Source organism: Streptomyces sp. NPDC055239 (assembly GCF_053606205.1).
The window spans coordinates 683,258-706,980 of record NZ_JBSGRD010000001.1; the positions used below are offsets into that span (position 1 = coordinate 683,258).

At 69.3% G+C, this 23,723-nt stretch carries 1 protein-coding gene; it reads left to right on the forward strand.

Going from position 1 to position 23,723, the window contains the following annotated elements; genetic code table 11:
* Nucleotides 1-23,532, forward strand: a complete 23,532-nt coding sequence (locus ACWFRJ_RS02820; RefSeq protein WP_453524380.1) for a WXG100-like domain-containing protein — start codon at nucleotides 1-3, stop codon at nucleotides 23,530-23,532.
* The last annotated feature ends 191 nt before the right edge of the window (nucleotides 23,533-23,723 follow it).

The following is a 23,723-nucleotide window of genomic DNA, read 5'->3' on the forward strand; positions in this document are numbered from 1 at the left end:
ATGAGCATCCAGGTCTCGCCCGAGGTCAACGCGATGATCTTCATCCTCACCGGGGAGAGGCTCATCGACGCGGACGAGGACCTCGCCTACGACAGCCGGATGCCGTACTCCGGCCTGGGCAAGAAGCTCGACAGAATGTCCTCGCTGATCACGAAGTCGGTGCACGACATCGCCGAGTCGATGCCGGACGACCTGTCCAAGTCGTACGCCAATGCGATGGGCACGCTCACCAACGACGGCGGCAAGAACTACCTTCTCGAATTCGCCGACCAACTCGAGAAGATCGCGGAAGGCCGGCGCAAGACCTCCATGGACATCATGGAGTCCAAGTGGCAGGTCATCGCAGAGATCATCCGGCTGCTCATCGAGATCGCCATCTACCTGGCGATGTCCTTCTTCACCGGTGGCGCGTCGGCCAGTCAGATCCTGCTGGCCAAGCTGCGCAGCCGGTTCATGATCCTCACCACGCTCAGCCACCTGCTCCAGCGGCTGCACATCGCGCCCTCGCTGACCGAGGCGTTCGCCGAGGCGTTCACCACCTTCGCGGTGCGGCTCGCGATGATGAACTTCGCTCCGAACGACCGCCGCCCCGACGGGTTCGACTGGGACGACATCCTCAAGTCAGCGGCGTTCGGCGCCGCCGCCGGTGGCCTCACCAGCATCTTCAACGGCTTCGCGAAGAACATCGTCAACAGCTACGACAGCAACTTCTTCAAGAACGGCCCGGGCAACGACTTCAAGAACGGCCCCAACGGTCCTAACGGCTCGGGTCTCGGCCCCGGCGGCAATGGCCCGAGTCCCAAGCCGAAGCCCGAGCCCACGCCTACGCCGAAGCCCGAGCCCACGCCTACGCCGAAGCCCGAGCCCACGCCGACTCCCACGCCTACGCCGACTCCCACGCCCACCCCTCCGGCTCCGACGCCTAAGACCACCCCGAGCCCCACCCCGTACGGGAGCGGCCCCAACCTCACGAACAACCCGCTCTCCTTCTTCAACAACCCGAACCTGTGGCGGAACAACCACCTGCTGAACAACTACTCCCACATGCCGGGTGCGGTGGCCGGGCACTACGGGATCAAGGGGGTGGCCGACTTCATCGCCGCCGGTGCCGGTGAGGCGCTGGCGGAGATCCTGATCAAGGGGGCCTTCGACGGCGACTGGTCCACCAGCTGGTCCACCTTCGTCGGCGCGGGCATCAGCAGCCAGGTCGAGTCCACGCTCACCGGCGGGGCGATAAACAGCGGCGCCGAACTGCGCAACGTCATCGACAACCTGCGCAACCAGCCGCCCACCGTCTCCGGCGGCACTCCCGACTCCGGCACGGGGGACTCGGTCGGCTCCGGGGGTTCTCGCACGGGTGGCGGCTCCGACCACACCGACGGTCCCTCGCGGCCGGCTACCTCGGGCGGCGACGGCTCCGCGCTCACCTCGCCTCCGCCTGCCACCCAGCAGAACACCGGCCTCGGGGACGTCACCGGAAGCCAGTCGCCCCCGCCCTACGTCGCCGAGAGCCCGCCGCCGTACTCCACTGTCGACCCACCGGCTTACTCGCCGGGCCCGCTGTCCGTGACCGCCGCCGAGAACGATCTGTGGCAGCAGGTCCATCACGGCTCCGCCGAGGTCCGCGAGCAGGCCCTGCACGACCTCGCCGACCTGCGCGGCTCCCAGGCTCCCGGCAGCACCGAGATCGGCGTCCGCGACGGCCTGCACGGCAACCTGTCGCAGGTGCCCGAGGTCCGGGTGGTCCCGGCGGGAAACAGCCCGGCAGGGCAGATCGACGCCGACGGGGTCCGCCGTGCCCTCGACGGCTTCGGCACCCCGGTCACGGTGGATACGCCACTCTCCGGCAACGGCGCTGTGGTCGACTCCGGTACCGGCAGTACGGGGGGTGGCGTCGACTCGGTGGTGGGCCAGGGGCCCGACGCTGGGGTGGGGGCGTCTCCGGAGGGCTCGGGTGCGGACGTCCCGGGGAGCGGCGTTCAGAACACTCCTGATACTTCGAACACTCCGGACGAGGTAGCAGCCGGGCAGGGCGGCAACAGTACGACTGGGGCGCCGGGGCAGAACACGGGCGGGCCCGCGGCCTCCCAGGGTCTTGACACCTCGGCAGTACCCGATCCTGGTACGTCGGCGGTATCTGGTCCTGACACCTCGGCAGCACCCGATCCTGGTATGTCGGCGGTGTCTGGTCCTGACACCTCGGCAGCACCCGATCCCGGAACGTCGGTTGCGCCTGGTCCTGACGTCTCGGCTGCACCTGCTCCCGATGCGTCGGAGGTGTCTGGTCCTGACGTCTCGGCTGCGCCCGGTCCCGATGCGTCGGCGGTGCCTGGCCCTGGCACCGCGGCCACGGCTGGTCCCGACACCTCGGCCACGGCTGGTCCCGACACCTCGGCCACGGCTGGTCCCGACACCTCGGCCACGGCTGGTCCCGACACCTCGGCCACGGCTGGCCCTGACACCTCGGTCGCGTCCGGTCCTGCCAACTCCGCCGCCGCGGACTCGAGTGGCTCCGATGGGCAAGGTCCCTCGCCTTCGGCTGCGCCTGGCCCCGTCGCCTCGCCCGTGTCCGGCCCCGGCGCCTCCGCCGCGTCCGGTCCGGGCAACTCCGGTGTTTCCGGCTCGGGCAGTTCTGCCACGGCAGGCCCCGCCAACTCCGCCACACCCGGCACGGGTACCGGCGCCAGGCCGGGTGGGGCTCCGGCTGCCAATGGCTCCCCGGCTCCCTCGACCGCGCAGTCCCAGAGCACGCCCGAGAGCGCTCCGACGACCTCGCAGTCGCCGGATACCACCTCACCTGCGGAGAGCACCTCGTCTCCGGAGAGCACCGGCCCGGAGACCGGGAACACCGATGCGTCGGACTCCGTCGACAGCTCCCTCCTCCCCGACGCCACCGACATCACCACCACTCCGCCGAAGGTGAGCACCACCGGCTCGTACGCCGACACGGACGGCGTGCGCGATGTCAGCGGCCCGAGTGACGTGAAGGCCGGGCCCACCCCGCTCGCCGGGAGCCCCTCTCCCACTCGGTCACCGGCGTTGACGATCGTGGTCTCGGAGGTTCCGCCACCGGGGGAGGGGGCACCGGAAGCGGCCGAACTCCTTGACGGGGCCGGGGTCGACCGGGCCGTCGTGCTCGGACCGCCGGTCGCGCAGGTGGGGCCGGGGGCCCCGGTGCGCGCCGCCGTCGAGCTGACCCGCGACGGTCCGGGCGCCCCGGTCCGGGTCCGCCCGCTCACCGGCCCGCCGACCGCAGTGACGCCGGACGGTACTCCGGATGCTCAGGACGCCGCGTTCCCCGGCGCAGACGTGCTGCTGCCGCTCGCCGACGCCCTCGGCACGACCACCTCCGGGATATCGGGCCCGGCCACGCGCCCGAAGGTGGTCTCGGGGCCGACGAGTCCCCTGGACAGCAACGGAGTCGGCCCCGACTCCGCGGACACCAGCCCGCCCGCCGCGACCAAGCTCGCCACCCTGTCACGCCCCTGGACCGAGACGGCCACCGATCTGCACCTGGAGTCGGGCGGCGGCAGCGGCCACGGAACCGGCGGACGCGGTCCCGGGAACGGCGGCACTACGCCTCCGCCTCCGCCTTCCCCCACGCCTTCGACCGTCGCGCCGGACAACTCCCCGGCGACACCTCCCGTAGCGCTCCCGCCCACCGGGCAGATCGTCGTACGTCCCGTCGTCAGCGGCGATACCACGGACAACGGAAACACCCCTGCGCGCCAGCCCGCGCCCGAGCCGGCCGTCACCACCCTGGACGGCCACACGGTGCCCATCGCGCAGCTGCGGCGCTTGGTGCCGGACGCGACCGTAAAACCCCAACCAGGGCGTGCCGTACAGACGTTGACCATCTCGCAGAGCCCGGCAGAGGACGGTACGGCGCACAGCGCGGGCCGTCGCGCACTCCTTGGCCAGGACACCTTCCGCGGTGTGCGTACCACGTCCGTTCCTCCGGCTCCGGACACCGCCGCGGACGCACCCGCTCCCCGTACCGTGTTCACCGGTCCGCCGACCGCGCTCCCCGGCTCGGGCACCGAGCGGGGCGCCGACTACTTCGCGGGGCACGGCACTCCCCGTACCGTCACGCTCGGTACCGACGACGCGCAACACCCCACCGTGAAGGTCAGCGGTGTGCAGTTCGGCGAGGCATACAAGTCCTGGTCACAGGACAGCGACAACGACCGGCCGCTGGTGCTGTTCTCCTGCGAGACCGGACGGCAGCCCGCTGTCGCCGGGCTGCCGGTGGCACAGCACGTGGCGAACCGCACCGGGCGACCGGTGTACGCGCCCACCACCGAGGTGGGCACGGCCCTGGACAAGGACGGCAACGTCCGCGCGGTGCTCGCCGAGGGCGCGGACGGTCCTGGACGCTGGCGCCTCTTCACCCCGGAGCCCAGCGGCGCCGACCTGGACGGGCTCGCTCGCGACGCCGGTCTGCACGCCGGTCCAGAACCGGCCGACGCCTTCGCCCTGGCCCGTACCCTCCAGCAGATCCGCACCCTGCGCGACGCCCTCGGCCCGGACGCCGAACAGCAGCCGGAGAACCGCGAGTTGATCGCCGGTCTTGCCTTCGTGGACGGCCTGCGCTGGCTCAGCCCCGACACCGCCGCCCGCTACGGCGACGGCCGGATGACCCCGGACCTGCTGCGCCGGATGGTCGTCGACCGGAGCGGTGCGACGAGCGCCACCACCAGTGACAGCGATCCGGCCGCCTCTCCCACTGTCGAGCAGTACACCGAATTCCTGCGCGCTGCAGCCGACTTGCACACGAACGCGGGGCCCGACACCACCCTCGACGCCCTGCTGCCCCCGCCGCCTCCCGTGCTCCCGCCGACCACCCTTGTCTCGCCGGAGGACGTCCGCGGTCTCGCCTACGCACCCTCCGCGCAGGTCACCTGGTCGCTCTCCAGTACTCCGCTGCCGTTGTCCGAGCTGAAACTCAGCTCCGACGACACCGCCGAACTCGCCCGCCGCAGGCCCGATCTGACGCCCGCACCGAGCCGCCCGGAGAGCCTCGCCGAGGACATGACCCTCCTCAGCAAGGCCACGCCCGGCACCGCGGACACCGTGCACGCGGATGGTCTGGCCTTGCGGCGCCTCGACACCCCGGGTGACGGGAACTGCTTCTTCCGGGCGCTGCTCGACAGCGCGCGCAGCCGGGAAATACCGCCGGCGTGGGCATCGAAGAACGTCGCGGGCCTGCGCCGTCTGCTGAGCGACCGGATCACCGGGACCGAGCTCGGCGACAGAGTGTCCATGGCGTTCCCGGACCCGGTGTTCGCCGTGGTGGACGATCTGCGGATGCGTGCCGTCGCCGGGGTACAGGATCAGGCAGAGCGGAGCCGGATCACCGACCTCTGGAACGGGATCGCGCAGGCTGTCGTCACCGACGGCGACACCGGCCAGTGGCAGCGGATCCTCCGGGAGAGCGGCTACCCGCACCTCGCCGACGTGGCGCCCACTCCCGCCGACGCCTGGCGGCTGGGAGCCAAGGGGCTCGTCGCCTCGACGGCCGAACTCCCCGCGCTGTGGTCCTCTCCCTTCGCCGACGTGCTTCCGGAGGCCCTCGCGCACACCCTCGACCTCGACCTGCGGCTCGTCCAGCCCGACAGGACGTCACCGGGGAACACCCTCGTCAACACCCTCAACCCGGGCGGCCGGAACGGCAGCACGCTGCACCTGGCCTACAACGGCACCGACCACTTCGACGCGCTGATCCCGGCCTCGGCCCCGCTCACCCCCGTACCGGACGTGAACACCACGACGCCCCCGGCCCCGGCTGTCACCACTACCCCGGACCCGGCTGTCACAACGACGCCGGACTCGGCCGTCACCACCACCCCGGACCCGGCTGTCACAACGACGCCGGACCCGGCCGTCACCACCACCCCGGACCTGACTGCTCCTGCCCCGGAGACCAAGGACACGGACGGTTCCACCCCCGACAGCAAGGCCCCCGACAGCAAGGCCCCCGACCCGGGCGACCCCGTGCCGCTGGAGACCCAGCTCGAACGGCACCGCCCGGCACGGCTGCTGACCGGCCCGGACGCCCGACCGCCGGGCCCGGTACCGCCCACCGTCACCTTCGAGGACGGCAGCCGACTGCCCACTGTCCTGATCAGTCCGGACGCCGACCCGGGCGACGGCACCCCGGGCGGCCGGACCGACGGCACCCCGCAGAATCATCCGACCGGAATCTTCACCGGCGCCGGCATGACCACCCTGCGCTCGCCCGAGCAGGTGGCCGAGGAGATCCTGAGCAAACTTCCCGCGAAGCTGCGCGCCCAGTTCGACGAGGCGGAACTGCTGCGGCTGTTGACCCATCAGCCGAGCGCCTTCACCGCCCCGCGCGGCGCGCGCTTCGTGGGCCGGGAGAAGTCCGGGGTCGGCCACGAGATGACCGTGGAGGCCATCCCGTACCACCGTTGGGTGCGCTTCTCCGACGTGGACGGCGGCACCGTACGCCTTGACACGATGCGACGCGGCCAGGGTGGCACGGGCGGTGGCCGCAGCGTGGGCGTCGGGCGACGGATCGCCGCTGGGCTGAGCATGGGTCCGCCGCTCAACTGGCTTCTCAAGCTCGGCTTTTCGCTGGGCTGGACCCGCAAGACCGACTACGCGCAGGGGACCCAGGCGTACAACCAGTCCGAGTGGCGCGCCCACGAGGGCTCTCACCTGCACCTGGACGACGTGCACTACCGGGTGCGGGTGGACCGCGTCACCGAGGCCCCGGTCACCCCCCGTCCGGCTACTACCGGCCCGGTCACCACGGATCCGGCCACCACCGGCCCGGACAGTAGCGACCAGACCAACTCACCCTCACCGACGCCTAATTGGCAGCGCAGCCAGGTGCACACCGCCGAGTTCGCGATGCGTGACGGGCTGAGCTGGCGGTTGCCCGACGACCTCACCGTGCCCTACACGGGGCCCCAGCGGGCTCCGAAGACGCTCACCTTCCCGGACGGTGTCGAGCCGAGGATGGCCGACATCACCGGACTGCACCTGACGGATTCACCGGAGGACATGGCACTCGCCATCTCCGGTGCGCGGCCCGGTAGTTCGGCGCACCGCACCCTGGTCTCGTACGTCCGGCCGGGGCGGCTGCACGCCCTGTTCGGCAGGTTCTCCGGGCCGGTCACCGGGCCCGAGCTGACCCAGGGCAGTGGACAGCACCCGCTGGGGCACCTGATCGTGGAACGGTCGGTGCCGCACCGAGCCACGCTGGTCACCGAGTCGGTCAAGGCGGAACTGCGCGAACTCGCCTACACCACGTACCAGAACGAGCGTGGCCACGTCCGTGACACCCGCATGGGCGTCCAGGTCACCGCCGGGCCGAACTACACCCTGACCGGTCCCGAGACCGACGTACGTCTCCAGGGCGGCCCGCTGGTCCGCGCGGACCTCACCACCGGGCGCGGCCACTACTTCGGCACCACCGCGGCTCGCAAGACCACCGGCCGCGTCCGCAACCACCCGGTCGCGCTCTATCGGGTCGAGCGCACTCTGATGGTGCGCAAGCCCGGCGATCTGCCGTCGGATGCCCGCCCGGTCCGCGTGGTCAGCCTGGACTGGATGTCCACCCAGGACGCGCGCCGCCTCGCGGGCTGGGACAGTCGTACGCCCGGCAAGGCGGGACCCAACCCGGACGCCGAACCGCCCGTGCCGTGGTACCTCAGCCGAGAGGACCCGGTCCACCTGAGCGGCCAGGTCCGCGCCGAGGGCTTCCGTCCCATCGGCCCGCAGACCCAGATACAGCCGACGCAGACACAACCGCCGCCTGTCGAACAGACCCAGCCCCAGACTCAGCCGCAGACCGAGTCCCAGACGCAGCCCCAGTCCGAGACTCCGCCCCGTCAACCCGCTCCCCAAGACCCCATGCGGGCCTTCGCCGACAGCGTCCTGGACACGCTGCACCACTCCTACCCGTCGCTGTTCGTCCCGCCGCTGGTACTGCGGCACCCGCGCCTTGCCAAGTTCTGGTACGGCGACGGGCGGATGCGGACCGCGCTGCACAACGACCGCCAGGTGCGTGAGGCGTTGAACAGGCCAAGCCTGGCGCAGAGCCTGGACGACCTGACCACCACCGGAGTGCCGGTCACCCTCACCGAGGACGGCAAGGTGCGCCGCGGCCATCACACGCTCATCCTCACGGCTCGCCTCACCGACCGGCAGTTCGAGACCACCATGAACGAGCGCTCGCTGCGCAACGGAGTGGTCGGCTACGAGCTCTCGGGTCAGGGACAGCAGGCGTCGACGACCCTCTCCGGCGGTGTCGAGCTGGGAGTCTCCCCGCGCGACCACGACAAGGTGCCCGGAACCGGATTGCCGCGGCAGGCCGGCAGCGCGTCCCTCGGCGCCCGGTACGCCAAGACGGAACAGAGGGCCACCCGCAGCACGGTCGCGGTCACCCACGACAACCTGATGTTCCAGAACGGCGCCGACCTCTACAGCTACCAGGTGAAGTTGGGCGCCACCTTCGAAGGACATAGCCGACCGCGCGGCTGGGCCCGACTCGCCTCGGTCGGCCTGCTCGGCGCGGGCGTCTTCGTCAGCAAGGTCGAGGCTCGGCCGCTGTTCACCGAGGGCAACGAGACCGTGGGCCGGGTGGAGCTCGCCGTGCCGGCCGCGCACGGCTCCGACCGCCATGCCCCCGCCGATCCGCAGCCCGGCGGGCCCGTACCCACACCACCCGTACCGCAGCCGCTCTCCTCCGTCGAGGCGGACCAACTCCTCGACGGCACCCACCCGCAGCCCCTTGAGAACACACCCGACCGGCAGCTCATCCGGAAACTGCTGAGCTCCCCGCACGTCGTGCTCAGCACCGAGGGCGCACCGCAGCGCCAGCAGCTCATGCAGGACACCGCCGACCTCGCGTCGGGCACCTCCTGGCACGTCAGCGCGCCAGGGGCACCCGTACGCACCGCACTGCGCCGGGCGATGGCGAACCTGGGAGTGGCCGGACAGATCGGCCAGTACCTCGGCCCGTTCGGCTCACGCGTCACCGGTCTGACCGGTGCGGGACCGCTCCAGACCCACTACATGAAGGCCGCGATCCGCGGCGATCTGGACAACGTACGCGTCAAGAGCGACCCGAAGCCGGCCAGCCTCGAGGCCACCATCGGCAACGAGCACCGCGTCAACGGGACCACGAGCACGGTCTCCCACACGACCCTGGGCCTCCAGGGCGCCGACATGCCGCTGAAGCAGGCCCCGGGCCAGGCGGCAGTGGTCGGTTCCTACTCGACCGCCCTCCAGTACGCCTGGGGCAAGGGGCACAGCTTCGCGCAGACCCTCACCCGCGGGCGCAACACCACCCTCAGCTACTCCGGACGGACGTACCTGGTGGTCGCCGACGCCGCCGAGACCGTCGCGGTACGGGATCGCTGGACGGCCGCGATGGGCGCGGTGGGCACCCGCGCCGGAGCCGGGATCAGCTCCGTGGCCGGGCGGGTCTCCGAGCACCTCGCACACGGGCTCGCCCCGCGCCGGGCCGCCGCCGCGGTGCAACGTATCCGCGACGCCGTGATGTTCCACCTGCCGATGCAGGACGTCATCGAGTCCGGACTCGCCCCGGACGGCCTGGGCACCACCACCCCGCACAACCTCGGCGGCGGCTACCGCCTTCCCGCCTTCCTGAGCGGCCGCCGCTTCCCCACCCACCCCAGCGGCCAGCTCGACGCGAGCGACGCGGCGCGGCAGCTGATGGGGGATCTCGAGAAGATCGGAGTGCCCTCGCACGACCGCGAGCAGGTCCTCCAGCGGCTCTCCCCGGACTTCCTCCGCTCCCACCTGCACGAGCTGACGACCGACGGGATGACCCTGCCGGTCCGCTACCGCTCCTGGTCGAGCCCGCTCCGGCTGCCGGTCGGCGGGAGCCGCGGACAGGTCCGGTTCGCGCTGACCCCGGTCACCACCACCGTGGACAGGCTGCGCACCGGTTACGAGCTCGAGGACTACCGCACCATCGCCCGCGACGACGCGGACGGTGTCTCCCAGGACCGTGGCGCCGACGTGACCCTCAGCGGCGGCGAGCGCGCGGCGAGCAGCGGCATCCTCGTCGCCAACCCCTCCCTCCAGGGCACCGCGGCCAAGCAGCGGTCGAGCACCAGGACCGAGACCGCCGGCAGTACCGCGATGCCGAACATCGCCACCACCCAGGCGCACGCCGAGATCGTCACGAGTTACACCCTGACCGTCACCATGACGGACGCGGAAGGCGATCCGCTCACCCCCAGCGCCGTCGACACGCCCGTCGGCAGCCTCAACGAGATCCTCCCCGCGAGCCTGCTCACCCCGGTCGGCGACGGAGCCGACAACGCCCTCACCGAGCAGGACGTGCCGGAACCGGAGCGCGCGGTGCGGATGCTGACGGCCGATCAGGCACGCCCGGACGGCATCGCCGCCTGGCGCACCTCCGCCGCCGGTGACACCACCGGCAGCTCCGACTCCGACGTCCTGACCTTCGACGATCAGATCGGCTCGGGCATCCTCGCCGTGGACATCCGCGGCGCGGCCAACGTGCAGGACGCCCTGACGCTCGCCACCGCCCGCGCGGACGGACTCGGTGACGGCGACCTCGGTCGGCGGCACACCGGCAACAGCCTCGCCGCACACGTACGCATGGCGGGCTTCACCACACTGACCGGTCCCGGCAGCGCCCCCGCACAGGCTCAGCTGGAGGCCACCGCGCAGGGCGGCCTGACCGCGGGGTTCCGCGAGGCGCTCGGCGCGAACGGCTCGCCGCTGCCCACCCAGTCATCGGCCCGCCTCTTGGGCCAGTCCCACACCGCCGACTCCCGGATCTACGCGAAGATGCACCGCGGCGGCGCCCGGCTGCTCGCCGTCGAGAACAAGCCGCGCATGGAGGCCATGCAACGCCGGAAGACCTCCGACGCGTTGGACGCGGGCATCTCCGACAACGTCGAGGGCGCGGTCGGTACCTCGCCGCTCGCGGGCAACAGCAACGCGGGCGTCACCAACCCGGGTGCCACGATTCCGGTCGGCGGGACGAACGACGGCACCACGCTCAAGGGCGCCGCTGACACCACCCTCGGCACGCACATCAAGGTCGTCACCGATCGCAGCATGCTCTTCGCGCTGCCGGTGAGCTGGCTCTCGGTGGCAGAGGTGGACCACCGGTTCACCGACAGCCGCCCGCTGCAAGCGCTCGGCAAGCCCCGGCGCGGGCCGCGCGCCGCTGAGGCCGAGACCACCGCACTCGTCTGGCTGCGCGAGGACATCGCCCGCGACCACGGCCTCCTGGACGACACCACCTTCACCGAAGACATTCGCGGGGCCTGGGACGACCAGGCCAAGGCGGCGGGCGACCTCGCCGCGGCCGAGACGGGCTACTACGACGCCCGCGCGCGGGCGCGGGAGACATGGCTCGACCTGAGCGCGCAGGAGCAGACCGCGCTCGGCGACGACAACACCGGCCCGCCGACCGACCTGCCGCAGGACGTGGTCTGGTCCCCGGCCGTCGTCGCCTGGCAGGCCGCCCGCCAGGACGTCCACCGCTGGGAGCAGCACGCCGACGCCGCCGCCCGGGACCACCACCGGCTGCACCTCGCCGCCTCCCGTCTCACCTCCCACCATCAGAGCCCCGTCTCGGTCCCGGCGCCGGACGCGACGGAGAAGTACACCGAGCCGGAATGGCGCTCCGAGGCGCCCAAGCCGTACGTCGTCACCGCGGCGACCGACTCCACCCCGCGCACCATCACATCGCCGGACGGCACCACGGTGCGCGAGGTGCACGACGTGCCGCACGACGGCGCGTCGTTCTTCCACTCGCTGCTCGCCGCCGCCGAGGTCCGGGACCGCCTGTCCTATCTGCTCGGCACCGACCTCGCCAAGCAGTTCGCGAACGCGCCCGGCGACCCGTCGCTCACCGCGGATGCCGTCGGCGCCGCCCGCCGCCGCCTCGCCTCGGCGCTGGGCCAGGACGACAACGAGGACCTGCTCGACGCCCTCGCACTGGACGTCGCGGACACCTTCACGCCGGATGAACTCAACGATGCGGGAGTGAAGTTCACCCCGCCCCAGCAGGCCGAGTACGACGCCTTCGGCCGACTCCCGCAGAACTTCTGGCCGACTCCCACGCAGCGAGTGAAGCTCGCCACCGCCGCCTTGTCCCGCCCGTTCGCGAGCGAGCCATCGCAGAACGACCCGAAGCAGCCGAGCGACACGAAGCGCCCGGACGGCGAACCGGCCCCGCCGGAGCGCCGCCCGGGTGACAACGGGGGCGCCGATCTGCTGCCCGCCCTCGCCGCCCGCGTTCTGGGCACCCCGCTCACCGTGGTCACCGGAGAGGGCCGCGCGCAGCTCTTCCTGCCGAACGGCGCCGACCCGGCCGCCATCGACGCGGCCGCCGACCCGGTCCTCTTCGCCGCCGACGGCTTCTTCTCCGCCGCGCTCCCGTCCGGCACCCCGACCCTGATCATCACCGCCCCGCCGACCGACACCGGATCCGGTACGGACAAGGGGACATCGAGCACCGACACCACGCGCTCCGCACCGGAGCAGCAGCCCACGAAACCGCCCGCGCACCGCAGCCACACCACCCTGCCCTGGCATTCGCCCGCCGACAGCAGCGGCCCGCGCTACCGCCTCGACCGCGACGGCGTCCTCACCGCACCCGACGGCGCCACCTACACCCAGGGCACCCCCACCGGCCGCGGCAACGGCTTCTTCGGCGCGCTCTCCTCCGCCCTGCGCCAGGCCGCGGTACAGCCCGGGCCGGACCGCCGCGAGGCGGCACGGCTGCGCACCCGCGCCGGGGTGCCGGCCACGCAACTGATGCGGATGAACGGCCTTCCGGGCGACGACCCGGCAGCGCGCGACTCGCTCTTCACGCCTCCGCCCCTCCGGTTCAGCGGCCCGAACGCGCCCGCGCCGAACCAGGACGAGCTCGACGGCCACCTGCGCCGCTATCTGGCTGAGGCCCCGTGGGGTCCCGATGCGGACCGCGCCGTGTCCAAGTGGGCCGCCGCGGCGACCGGTACCACCGTCACCCTGGTCGACGAGAACGGCACCGCCCACACCTATCCCGGCCCGTCCACCGACAGCCCCCACATCCGACTGCGCCGCCGGGGCGGCGACTTCGTACCCCTGAGCCTCCACACCCCGGCCCCGGCACCGAAGGTGACCGAGGACCCGGCTACCGTTCCGCTGCCCCCGTCACCCACGGGCAGCGACCTCCCGGGCCTCCTGGAGGAGGAGGCGTACGAGCTGAGCACGCTGTCCGGCAATGATGCGGGCGCGGACGCCCCCACGAATGCGGACACGGCACCCGCCGCACCGGAGCCGGTCGTTCGTCCCTTCAAGCTGGGGAGCTATGAGTTCACCAACCTGAACCAGACGGAGAACTACCTCAACAAGGCCGTCCGGATTGTGGAGTTGCTGGACGAGCACGGCACGATCAAGAGCTATGTCGGTGGTCGTCCGGTTCGGATCACCTTGCACGTGCGGACGACGGAGACTCCGGCGGATGTGATCGACCGTGGTGATGCCGGTGTGGACATCGCGTTGGCGAGTTACTACTTCGAGAAGTACGACACCGGTTACATCATGGGGATGCTCGCCCACGAGATCGGCCTGCATCCCCTCGCGGCCCGCGACGCGAGGATCCCTCAGGACGAGAGGGAGTTCCGGGACACACCCTTGATGGTGCCGGGTCTCGAGACGTTGAAGACGCCGCGTTTGATGAACACCGAGGGGGCGGGTCAGGCCGACCACATCATGGCCGCCTTCCCCCACACGATCCGGCACGGCATTTACCGGGGCATTGTGGTGGAGATGGCCGGGGTGATGGCGCAGCATGCGCGGGTCGGCGTGGCAGGTGCCAAGTCCAAGGACGTCACCGACCTGATCGACACCTACTTGATGGATCTGGCCACGATCGCGGTCACCAATGACCATCGGGCGAAGGCGATCAAGGACCCCGCCTATACGGCGAGGGCCTATAACGCGTACAAGTTGCAGTTCGCCGCGCAGTTGGCGCAGGACAGTCCGGTACGGGGTCTGCTGCCGGGTGACAAGAGTTGGTACAACGTCACGGGTAGTTTCTTCGGTCTGGGCGGCAGCGTCGCGTTCAACAACCAGGGCGACAGCATCCAACGGCCTGCTGCTTTGACGCAGACCAGTAGCGACACCGGCGAGGCACGCCCCCGGCTGCCGCAGGGCAGCACCGACACCGCGCCGACCGTCGCGACGCCGGCGCGTGGCCCGCGTGACAGTCGGCCCCGGTTCGTGGTGCGTTCCGGGTTCGACGCGCGGCGGTTCTCGTATCAGGGCACGCCGGTCACCGAGCTGACAGTCCGCGTGGCGCTGCGCGACACGGAGGGCAACGCTGCCCACGTGTTCGACCAGCTGAGTTCGGGTGTCGAGGAGATCCTGAACGTGCCCGGCTACCGTCTCCTCAACGGTGACCTGCTGCGTGTGACCGTCGAGCACGTCGACCCCGCCGATGCCCCGCACCTGACCGTGGATCTGGCGGGCCGGGACCAGGCGATGGACCAGACGACCTGGTGGGCGGATGCCGCTCCGGTGCAGTTGGTGCACGAGCTCACTCACCAGCTGGGCCTGCGGGACGAGTACCGGGATGCCGATTCGCCGCACCGCGCGCACATTCTCGGCAGCCTCCTGGGTGATCTCAACGAGGCTCCCGAAGACCCGTCCCTTGCCCCCGGCGGCCTGCGTGACCGGCACTTGGCGCTGCTCGGCGCGCTCATCGGCGACGTGACCCCGGCGCCGCAGCAGAGCGACGACCTGACGGACCTGGCAGACCAGAGCTGGGAGGCGGCCCGAAACGCCGCCACCGCGGAAACCCGCGAGGCGATCTGGGTCGACCCGGTCTCCCTGCCCCGGCCTGCCGACGGCACGGCGACCACCGAGGTTCCGGCGCACGCTCCGCCCGCCTCGGACACGGCGTCCGCCGTACCGAACCCGGCGCTGGGTTCCTTCAAGTTGGGGAACTACGAGTTCACCAACTTGAACCAGACGGAGAGGTACCTGGAGAAGGCGGTCCGGATCGTCGAGTTGCTCGACGAGCACAGCACGATCAAGGACTACGTCGGCGACCGCCCGGTGCGGATCACCCTGCATGTGCGCACGACCGAGACTCCCGCCGATGTGATCGACCGCGGCGACGACGGCGTCGACATCGCTTTGGCGAGCTATTACTTCGAGAAGTACGACATCGGTTACGTCATGGGGATGCTCGCCCACGAGATCGGTCTGCACCCTCTCGCCACCCGCAACACGAAGATCCCTGAAGAGGAGGACCTGTACCAGGGGATGCCCCTGATGGTGCCTGGCCTTGAGACGCTGAAGACGCCTCGTTTCATGAACACAGAAGGGGCGGGGCAGGCGGACCACGTCATGGCTGCTTTCCCTCACACGATCCGGCACGGGATCTACCGCGACATCGTCCTGGAGATGGCCGAGGTGTTCGCGCGGCATGCGCGGGTCGGGGTGATGGGTGCCAAGTCCCAGGACGTCACCGATCTGATCGACACCTATCTGATGGACCTGGCCTCCATCGCGGTCACCAACGACCACCGGGCGCGAGCGATCAAGGACCCCGCCTACACGGCAAGGGTCTACAACGCCTACAAGGCCCAGCTGGCCGAGCACCTCGCGCAGGACAGCCCCGTGCGTGCCCTGCTGCCCGCCGACAAGGGAAGGTTCGGCGTCCTCGGGGACTTCGCCGCACTCGCCACCAGCGTGGGAACCAACAACCGCGGTGACAGCATCCGGCAGCCCGTCACTGTCACTCCGGATCAGACCAGAGACGCCACCGGGGGCAACACCGGCGAGGCACGCCCCAGACTGCCCCAGACCAACACCGACGGCACGGCGCCCGCCGCACCGGAGCCGGTGCTCCGTCCCTTCAAGCTGGGGAACTACGAGTTCACCAACGTGAAGCAGACGGAGAGGTACCTCGACAAGGCGGTCCGGATCATCGAGCTGCTCGACGAGCACGGCACCATCAAGAACTACGTCGGCGACCGCACTGTCCGGATCACCCTGCACCGGCGCACGACCGAGACTCCGGCCGATGTGAAGGACCACGGCGCCAATGGCGTCGACATCAATCTCGCGAGCTACTACTTCGAGAAGTACGACACCGGCTACATCATGGGCATGCTCGCCCACGAGATCGGCCTGCACCCTCTCGCCGCCCGCAACACGGACATTCCAGAGCAGGAGCAGGCGTACCGGGGTAAGCCCGTGCCGGTACCGGGACTGACCGACCTGGACCCGCCGCGCACCATGAACACCGAGGGGGCGGGCCAGGCCGACCACATCATGGCCGCCCACCCTCGCACCATCCGGCACGGCATCTACCGCGACATCGTCATCGACATGGCCAAGGTGCTCGCTCGGCGCGCGCGGGTCGGCGTAGCGGGCGCCAAGTCCAGGGACGTCACCGACCTCTTCGACACCTACCTGATGGACCTGGCCTCCATCGCGATCACCAGCGACTACCGGAGGAACGCGGCCAAGGAGCCCAAGAACACGGCACTGGTCTACAACGCCTACAAGGAGATGCTCTACGCCCAGCTGGCGGACAACACTCCTCTGCGGGACCTCCTGCCGTCGGACAAGGGCTGGTTCGGCATCGCACGGTCCTTCACCCAACTCGGCACCAACATCGCGACCTTCAACAGCGGTGACAGCATCCAACAGCCCGTCGCTCCGGACCGGAGCGGAGGCACCACCGGCGAGGCACGTCCCAGACTGCCCGAGGCCGACACTGGCACCGTGCCGCAGACCGTGCACTCCACCACTTCACCGGCGCGCGGCCCGCGTGACAGCCGACCCCGGTTTGTGGTGCGTTCCGGGTTCGACGCGCGGCGGTTCTCGTACGAGGGCACGCCGGTCACCGACCTCACGGTTCGTGTCGCGTTGCGCGGCACGGACGGCGACGCCACCCGTGTGTTCGACCAACTGAGTTCGGGGGTGGAGGAGTTCCTGAATTCTCCGGACCACCGTCTGCTCAACGGTGACAGGCTGCACGTGACCGTCGAGCACGTGGACCCCGCCGACGCACCCCACTTGACCGTGGATCTGGCGGGCCGGGACCAGGGGATGGATCAGACGACCTGGTGGGCGGATGCCGCTCCGGTGCAGTTGGTGCATGAACTCACCCATCAGCTCGGCTTGCGCGACGAGTACCGGGATGCCGATTCGCCGCACCGCGCCCACATCCTGGGCAGTCTGCTCGGCGACCTCAACGAGGCTCCCGAGGACTCGTCCCTCGCCCCCGGCGGCCTGCGCGACCGGCACTTGGCCCTGCTCGGAGCGCTCATCGGCGAGGTGACCCCGGCGCCGCAGCAGAGCGACGACCTGACCGGCCCGGCCGACCAGAGCTGGGCGTCGGCTCGAAACGCCGCCGTTGCGGAGACCCGCGAGGCCATCTGGGTCGACCCGGTCTCCCTGCCCCGGCCTGCCGAGGGCACGGCGACCACCGAGGTTCCGGCGCACGCTCCGCCGGACTCGGACACGACGCCCGCCGCACCGGTCTTGGCGCAGGATTCCTTCAAGCTGGGGAACTACGAGTTCACCAACCTGAACCAGACGGAGAGGTACCTGGACAAGGCGGTCCGGATCGTCGAGTTGCTCGACGAGCACGGCACCATCAAGGACTACGTCGGCGACCGCCAGGTGCGGATCACCCTGCACATACGGACGACGGAGACCCCGGCCGATGTGATCGACCGCGGGGACGACGGCGTCGAGATCGCTCTGGCGAGTTACTACTTCGAGAAATACGACATCGGTTACGTCATGGGGATGCTGGCCCATGAGATCGGGTTGCACCCCCTCGCCACACAGAACGCGAAGATTCCCGAGGAGGAGGAGCTGTACCAGGGGATGCCTCTTCTGGTGCCGGGTCTTGAGACGCTGAAGACGCCGCGTTTCATGAACACTGAGGGGGCGGGTCAGGCCGACCACATCATGGCCGCCTTCCCTCACACGATCCGGCACGGGATCTACCGCGACATCGTCGTGGAAATGGCCGAGGTGCTGGCGCGGCGCGCGCGGGTCGGGGTGATGGGTGCCAAGTCCAAGGATGTCACCGATCTGATCGACACCTATCTGATGGACCTGGCCTCCATCGCGGTCACCAATGACCACCGGGCAAGGGCGATCATGGACCCGTCCTATACGGCGAGGGTCTACAACGCCTACAAGGCGCAGCTGGCTGACCGCCTTGCTCCGGAGAGCCCCCTGCGTGCTCTATTGCCTGCGGACAAGGGAAGGTTCGGCGTCCTTGGGGACTTCGCCGCACTGGCCACCAGCGTCGGAACCAACAACCGTGGCGACAGCATCCGGCAACCAGTCACTGTCACTCCGGACCAGACTGGCGACGACACGATCACCGGAGACACCACCGACACCAATACAGGCGAGGCCCGTCCCCGGCTGCCCCAGGCCGACACCGGCGACACGGCGCCCGCCGAGTCGGAGCCGGTGCTCCGTCCCTTCAAGCTGGGGAACTTCGAGTTCACCAACCTGAATCAGACGGAGGAGTATCTGGACAAGGCGGTCCGGATCATCGAGCTGCTGGACGAGCACAGCACCATCAAGGATTACGTCGGTGACCGTCAGGTGCGGATCACCCTGCACGTGCGCACGACCGAAACCCCGGCTGACGTACGCGACCTGGGCGACGACGGCGTCCAGATCAACCTCGCCAGCTACTACTTCGAGAAGTACGACACCGGCTACATCATGGGCATGCTGGCTCATGAGATCGGTCTGCACCCCCTCGCCTCCCGCAACGAGGACATTTCGGAGCAGGAGGAGGCGTACCAAGGTATGCCCTTGCCGGTGCCGGGGCTGACCGACCTGAAGACGCCCCGCATGATGAACACCGATTCGGCGATGCAGGCCCACCACATCATGGCGGCCTATCCCCGCACGATCCGGCACCGCATCTACCGCGACATCGTCATCGACATGGCGAAGGTGCTCGCGCGGCGTGCTCGGGTGGGCGTGCCGGGCGCCAAGTCCCAGGACGTCACCGACCTCTTCGACACCTACCTGATGGACCTCGCGTCCATCGCGGTAACCAGCGACTACCGGATGAACGCGGTCAAGGAGCCCAACTACACGGCGAGGGTCTACAACGCCTACAAGGCGCAGCTGGCTGAGCAGTTGGCGGAGAACCCTGCTCTTCGAGATCTCCTGCCGACGAACAAGAGCCTGTTCGGCGTCGCTCGGTCCTTCACCCAACTCGCCACCAGCATCGCTACCTACAATCGCGGCGACAGCATCCAGCAGCCTGTCATTACGGACCAGTCCGGTGGCAATACTGGTGACGCGCGCCCCAGGTTGCCCGAGCCCGGAACCGACCCCGCGCCGCAGACAGAGTCGTCCGTCACCTCACCGGTGCGCGGTGGTCCGCGTGACAGTCGTCCTCGGTTCGTGGTGCGTTCCGGGTTCGACGCGCGGCGTTTCTCGTATCAGGGTGAGCCGGTCACGGAGCTGACCGTCCGGGTTGCGCTGCGGGGTACGAATGACGAGGCCGCCCACGTTTTCGACCAGCTCAGTGCGGGTGTGGGCGAGTTCTTGAACGGCCCGGACTACCGGCTGCTGAACGGCGACCGGCTGCATGTGACCGTCGAGCATGTCGACCCCGCCGATGCCCCGCACCTGACCGTGGATTTGGCGGGTAGGGACCGGGCAATGGATCAGACCACCTGGTGGGCCGACGCGGCCCCGGTGCAGTTGGTGCACGAACTCACCCATCAACTCGGCCTGCGCGACGAGTACCGGGATACGGATTCACCGCACCGCCCGCACGTCCTGGGCAGTCTGCTCGGTGACCTGAACGAGGCTCCGGAAGATGCGTCTCTCGCCCCCGCCGGCCTGCGGGATCGGCACTTGGCTCTGCTGGGTGCGCTCATCGGCGAGGTGACACCGGCGCCGCAGCAGACCGGTGATCAGGCCGACCTGGCCGATCAGAGTTGGGCTGCGGCCCGTAACGCCGCTGTTGCGGAGACCCGCGAGGCCATCTGGGTCGACCCGGTCTCGCTGCCCCGGCCTGCCGATGGCGCGTCAGTCCACGAAGTTCCGGCTCATGCTCCGCAGGGCGCGGACGCGGACACGGCACCTGCTCCGACTCCGGCGATGGGCTCCTTCAAGCTGGGGAACTACGAGTTCACCAACCTGAACCAGACGGAGAGGTACCTCAACAAGGCCGTCCGGATTGTGGAGTTGCTGGACGAGCACGGCACGATCAAGAGCTATGTCGGTGGTCGTCCGGTTCGGATCACCTTGCACGTGCGGACGACGGAGACCCCGGCTGATGTGATCGACCGTGGTGATGCCGGTGTGGACATCGCTTTGGCGAGTTACTACTTCGAGAAGTACGACACCGGTTACATCATGGGGATGTTGGCTCATGAGATCGGTCTGCACCCCCTCGCCACACAGAACGCGAAGATTCCCGAGGAGGAGGAGCTGTACCAGGGGATGCCTCTTCTGGTGCCGGGGTTGGAGACGCTGAAGACGCCGCGTTTCATGAACACCGAGGGGGCGGGGCAGGCCGACCACATCATGGCCGCCTTCCCTCACACGATCCGGCACGGGATCTACCGCGACATCGTCGTGGAAATGGCCGAGGTGCTGGCGCGGCGCGCGCGTGTCCGGGTGATGGGTGCCAAGTCCAAGGACGTCACCGATCTGATCGACACCTATCTGATGGACCTGGCCTCGATCGCGGTCACCAACGACCACCGGGCAAGGGCGATCATGGACCCGTCCTATACGGCAAGGGTCTACAACGCCTACAAGGCGCAGTTGGCTGAGCAGCTCGCTCCGAACAGCGCCGTGCGCGCCCTGCTGCCCGCGGACAAGGGGAGACTCGGCGTCCTTGGGGACTTCGCCGCACTGGCCACCAGTGTCGGTACCAACAATCGCGGCGACAGCATCCGGCAACCCATCACTGTCACTCCGGACCTGACCGGCGACACCACCAACGACGGCAACACCGGCGAGGCCCGTCCCCGACTGCCCCAGGCCAACACCGAGGACACAGCGCCCGCCGCGTCGGAGCCGGTGCTCCGTCCCTTCAAGCTGGGGAACTTCGAGTTCACCAACCTGAATCAGACGGAGGAGTATCTGGACAAGGCGGTCCGGATCATCGAGTTGTTGGACGAGCACGGGACGATCAGGAGTTATGTCGGTGACCGCCCGGTGCGGATCACTCTGCATGTGCGGAAGATGGAGACTCCGGCTGATGTGATCGACCGTGGTGATGCCGGTGTGGACATCGCTTTGGCGAGTTATTACTTCGAGAAGTACGACACCGGTTACATCATGGGGATGTTGGCTCATGAGATCGGTCTGCATCCTCTGGCCGCTCGTGATGCGAGGATCTTTGAGGAGGAGGATCTGTTCCGGGGGATGCCGTTGCAGGTGCCGGGTCTTGAGACGCTGAAGACGCCGCGTTTCATGAACACTGTGGGGGCGGGGCAGGCGGACCACATCATGGCTGCCCTTCCGCAGTCGATCCGGCACGGTATCTACCGCGGCATCGTCGTGGAGATGGCGGAGGTGCTGGCGCGGCACGTACGGGTGGGTGTGTTGGGTGCCAAGTCCAAGGACGTCACCGACCTGGTCGACACCTATCTGATGGACCTGGCCACGATCGCGGTCACCAACGATCACCGGGCGAGGGCGATCAAGGACACCGCTTACACGGCGAGGGCCTATAACGCGTACAAGGTGCAGTTCGCCGAGCAGTTGGCGCCGGACAGTCCCGTGCGGGATCTGCTGCCGGGTGACAAGAGTTGGTACAACGTCACGGGTAGTTTCTTCGGTCTGGGCAGCAGCGTCGCGTTCAACAACCAGGGCGACAGCATCCAGACGGCTGACCCGGCGCCCACCAGTAGCGACACCGGCGAGACCCGTCCCCGGCTTCCGCAGGGCAGCACCGACACCACGTCACAGACCCAGCCACGGAGGCCGCGTGACAGTCGGCCCCGGTTCGTGGTGCGTTCCGGGTTCGACGCGCGGCGATTCACGTACGACGGCGATCCGGTCACCGAACTCACCGTCCGCATCGCGATGCGCGGCACGGACGGGCAGGCCGCGCATGCTCTCGAGCAACTCGGTGCGGGTGTCGCCGAGTTCCTGAACGCGCCCGGCTACCGCCTGCCCAACGGTGACCTGCTGCACGTCACCGTCGAGCACGTCGACCCCGCCGATGCCCCCCACTTGACCGTGGACCTGGTGGGCAGGGACCGTGCGATGGATCAGAACACGTGGTGGGCGGACGCTGATCCGGTACAGATGGTGCATGAGCTGACTCATCAGCTTGGTCTGCGGGATGAGTACCGTGACGCTGATTCCCCGCACCGCCCCCACATCCAGGGCAGTTTGCTGGGTGACCTTTATGCGGCCCCGGAGGATTCCTCGCTCGCTGCGGCCGGTCTTCGTGGCCGTCATCTGGCCTTGATGGGCGCCCTGATCGGGGACGTGCCGCCGCCGCAGCAGCCGAGCCCGCAGGACAGCGAGCAGGACAGCGAGCAGAGCTGGGATGCGGTTCGCACGGGCGCTGCCCCGGTACTGCGTGAGTCGGTCTGGGTGGACCCGGTCTCCCTGCCCATGTCGGCCGACGGCGACACGGCGCGTACCGAGGCCCCGGCCCGCATGCCGCAGGAGCCCAGCACGCAGGACCCGAGCCCCGCACCCGATGAAGCAACGGGGAACATCGAGTTCACCAACCTGAAGCACACGAACGAGACGTACCGTGACAAGGCAGCCCGCATCATCGATCTGCTGCACAGGCACGAGACGATCCGGGACTATGTCGGTGACCGCCAGGTCCGGATCACCCTGCACGTGCGTACGACGGAGACGCCGGCCGATGTGCAGGACCACGGCGACGCAGGTGTCGACATCAACTTGGCGAGCTACTACTTCGAGAAGTACGACGTCGGTTACATCATGGGCATGCTGGCCCATGAGATCGGCCTGCATCCCCTCGCCTCACGGAACACGAGCATTCCTGACGAGGAGTCGATGTTCGAAGCGGTCCCGCTGGCCGTTCCCGGCCTGGATGACCTGAAGACGCCGCGCACCATGAACACCGATGGCGCGGGTCAGGCCGACCACATCATGGCCGCCTTCCCCAGCAGCACGAGGCACCGTATTCATCGCGACATCGTTCTGGGCATGGCGCGTCTCCTTGAGGAGGACGCACAGGCGAGCAGGAAGGGGGCCAAGACCAAGGACGTCACCGACCTGATCGACTGCTACCTCATGGACCTCGCCTCCATCGCCCTCACCAACGACCACAGGACCAACGCGGCAAAGGAGCCCACTTACACGGCGAGGGTCTACAACGCGTACAAGGAGATGTTCAGCGCCCAGCTGACGCAGGACCCTGCTCTCCAGGCCCTCCTGCCGTCGGGCAAGAGCATGTTCGGTGTGATCAACGACTTCCGGCGCCTCGGCACCTACGTCATGATCGGCAACAGCGGCGACAGCATCCAGAGCCCGAGCTCTTGACCGACGTGGCCGCAGCCACTAGGTTGCGGTGGCCAACGATCTGTAACTACCGAAGGAGGCGACCCCGCGGATGAACACCAGCTCTGATCTCGGTCGCCTCGCCCAGCGCACCGTCTGGGTGCCGGGTCGTATCGCGCACGGCTGCTGAGTACGCCGTTCTGATGTGCCTGTCTGTGGCACATTCCGGGGCG

Bases quoted from the DNA above. Each gene is read 5' to 3' on its own strand.
- ACWFRJ_RS02820 (WP_453524380.1), top strand. From the start codon at position 1: ATGAGCATCCAGGTCTCGCCCGAGGTCAACGCGATGATCTTCATCCTC.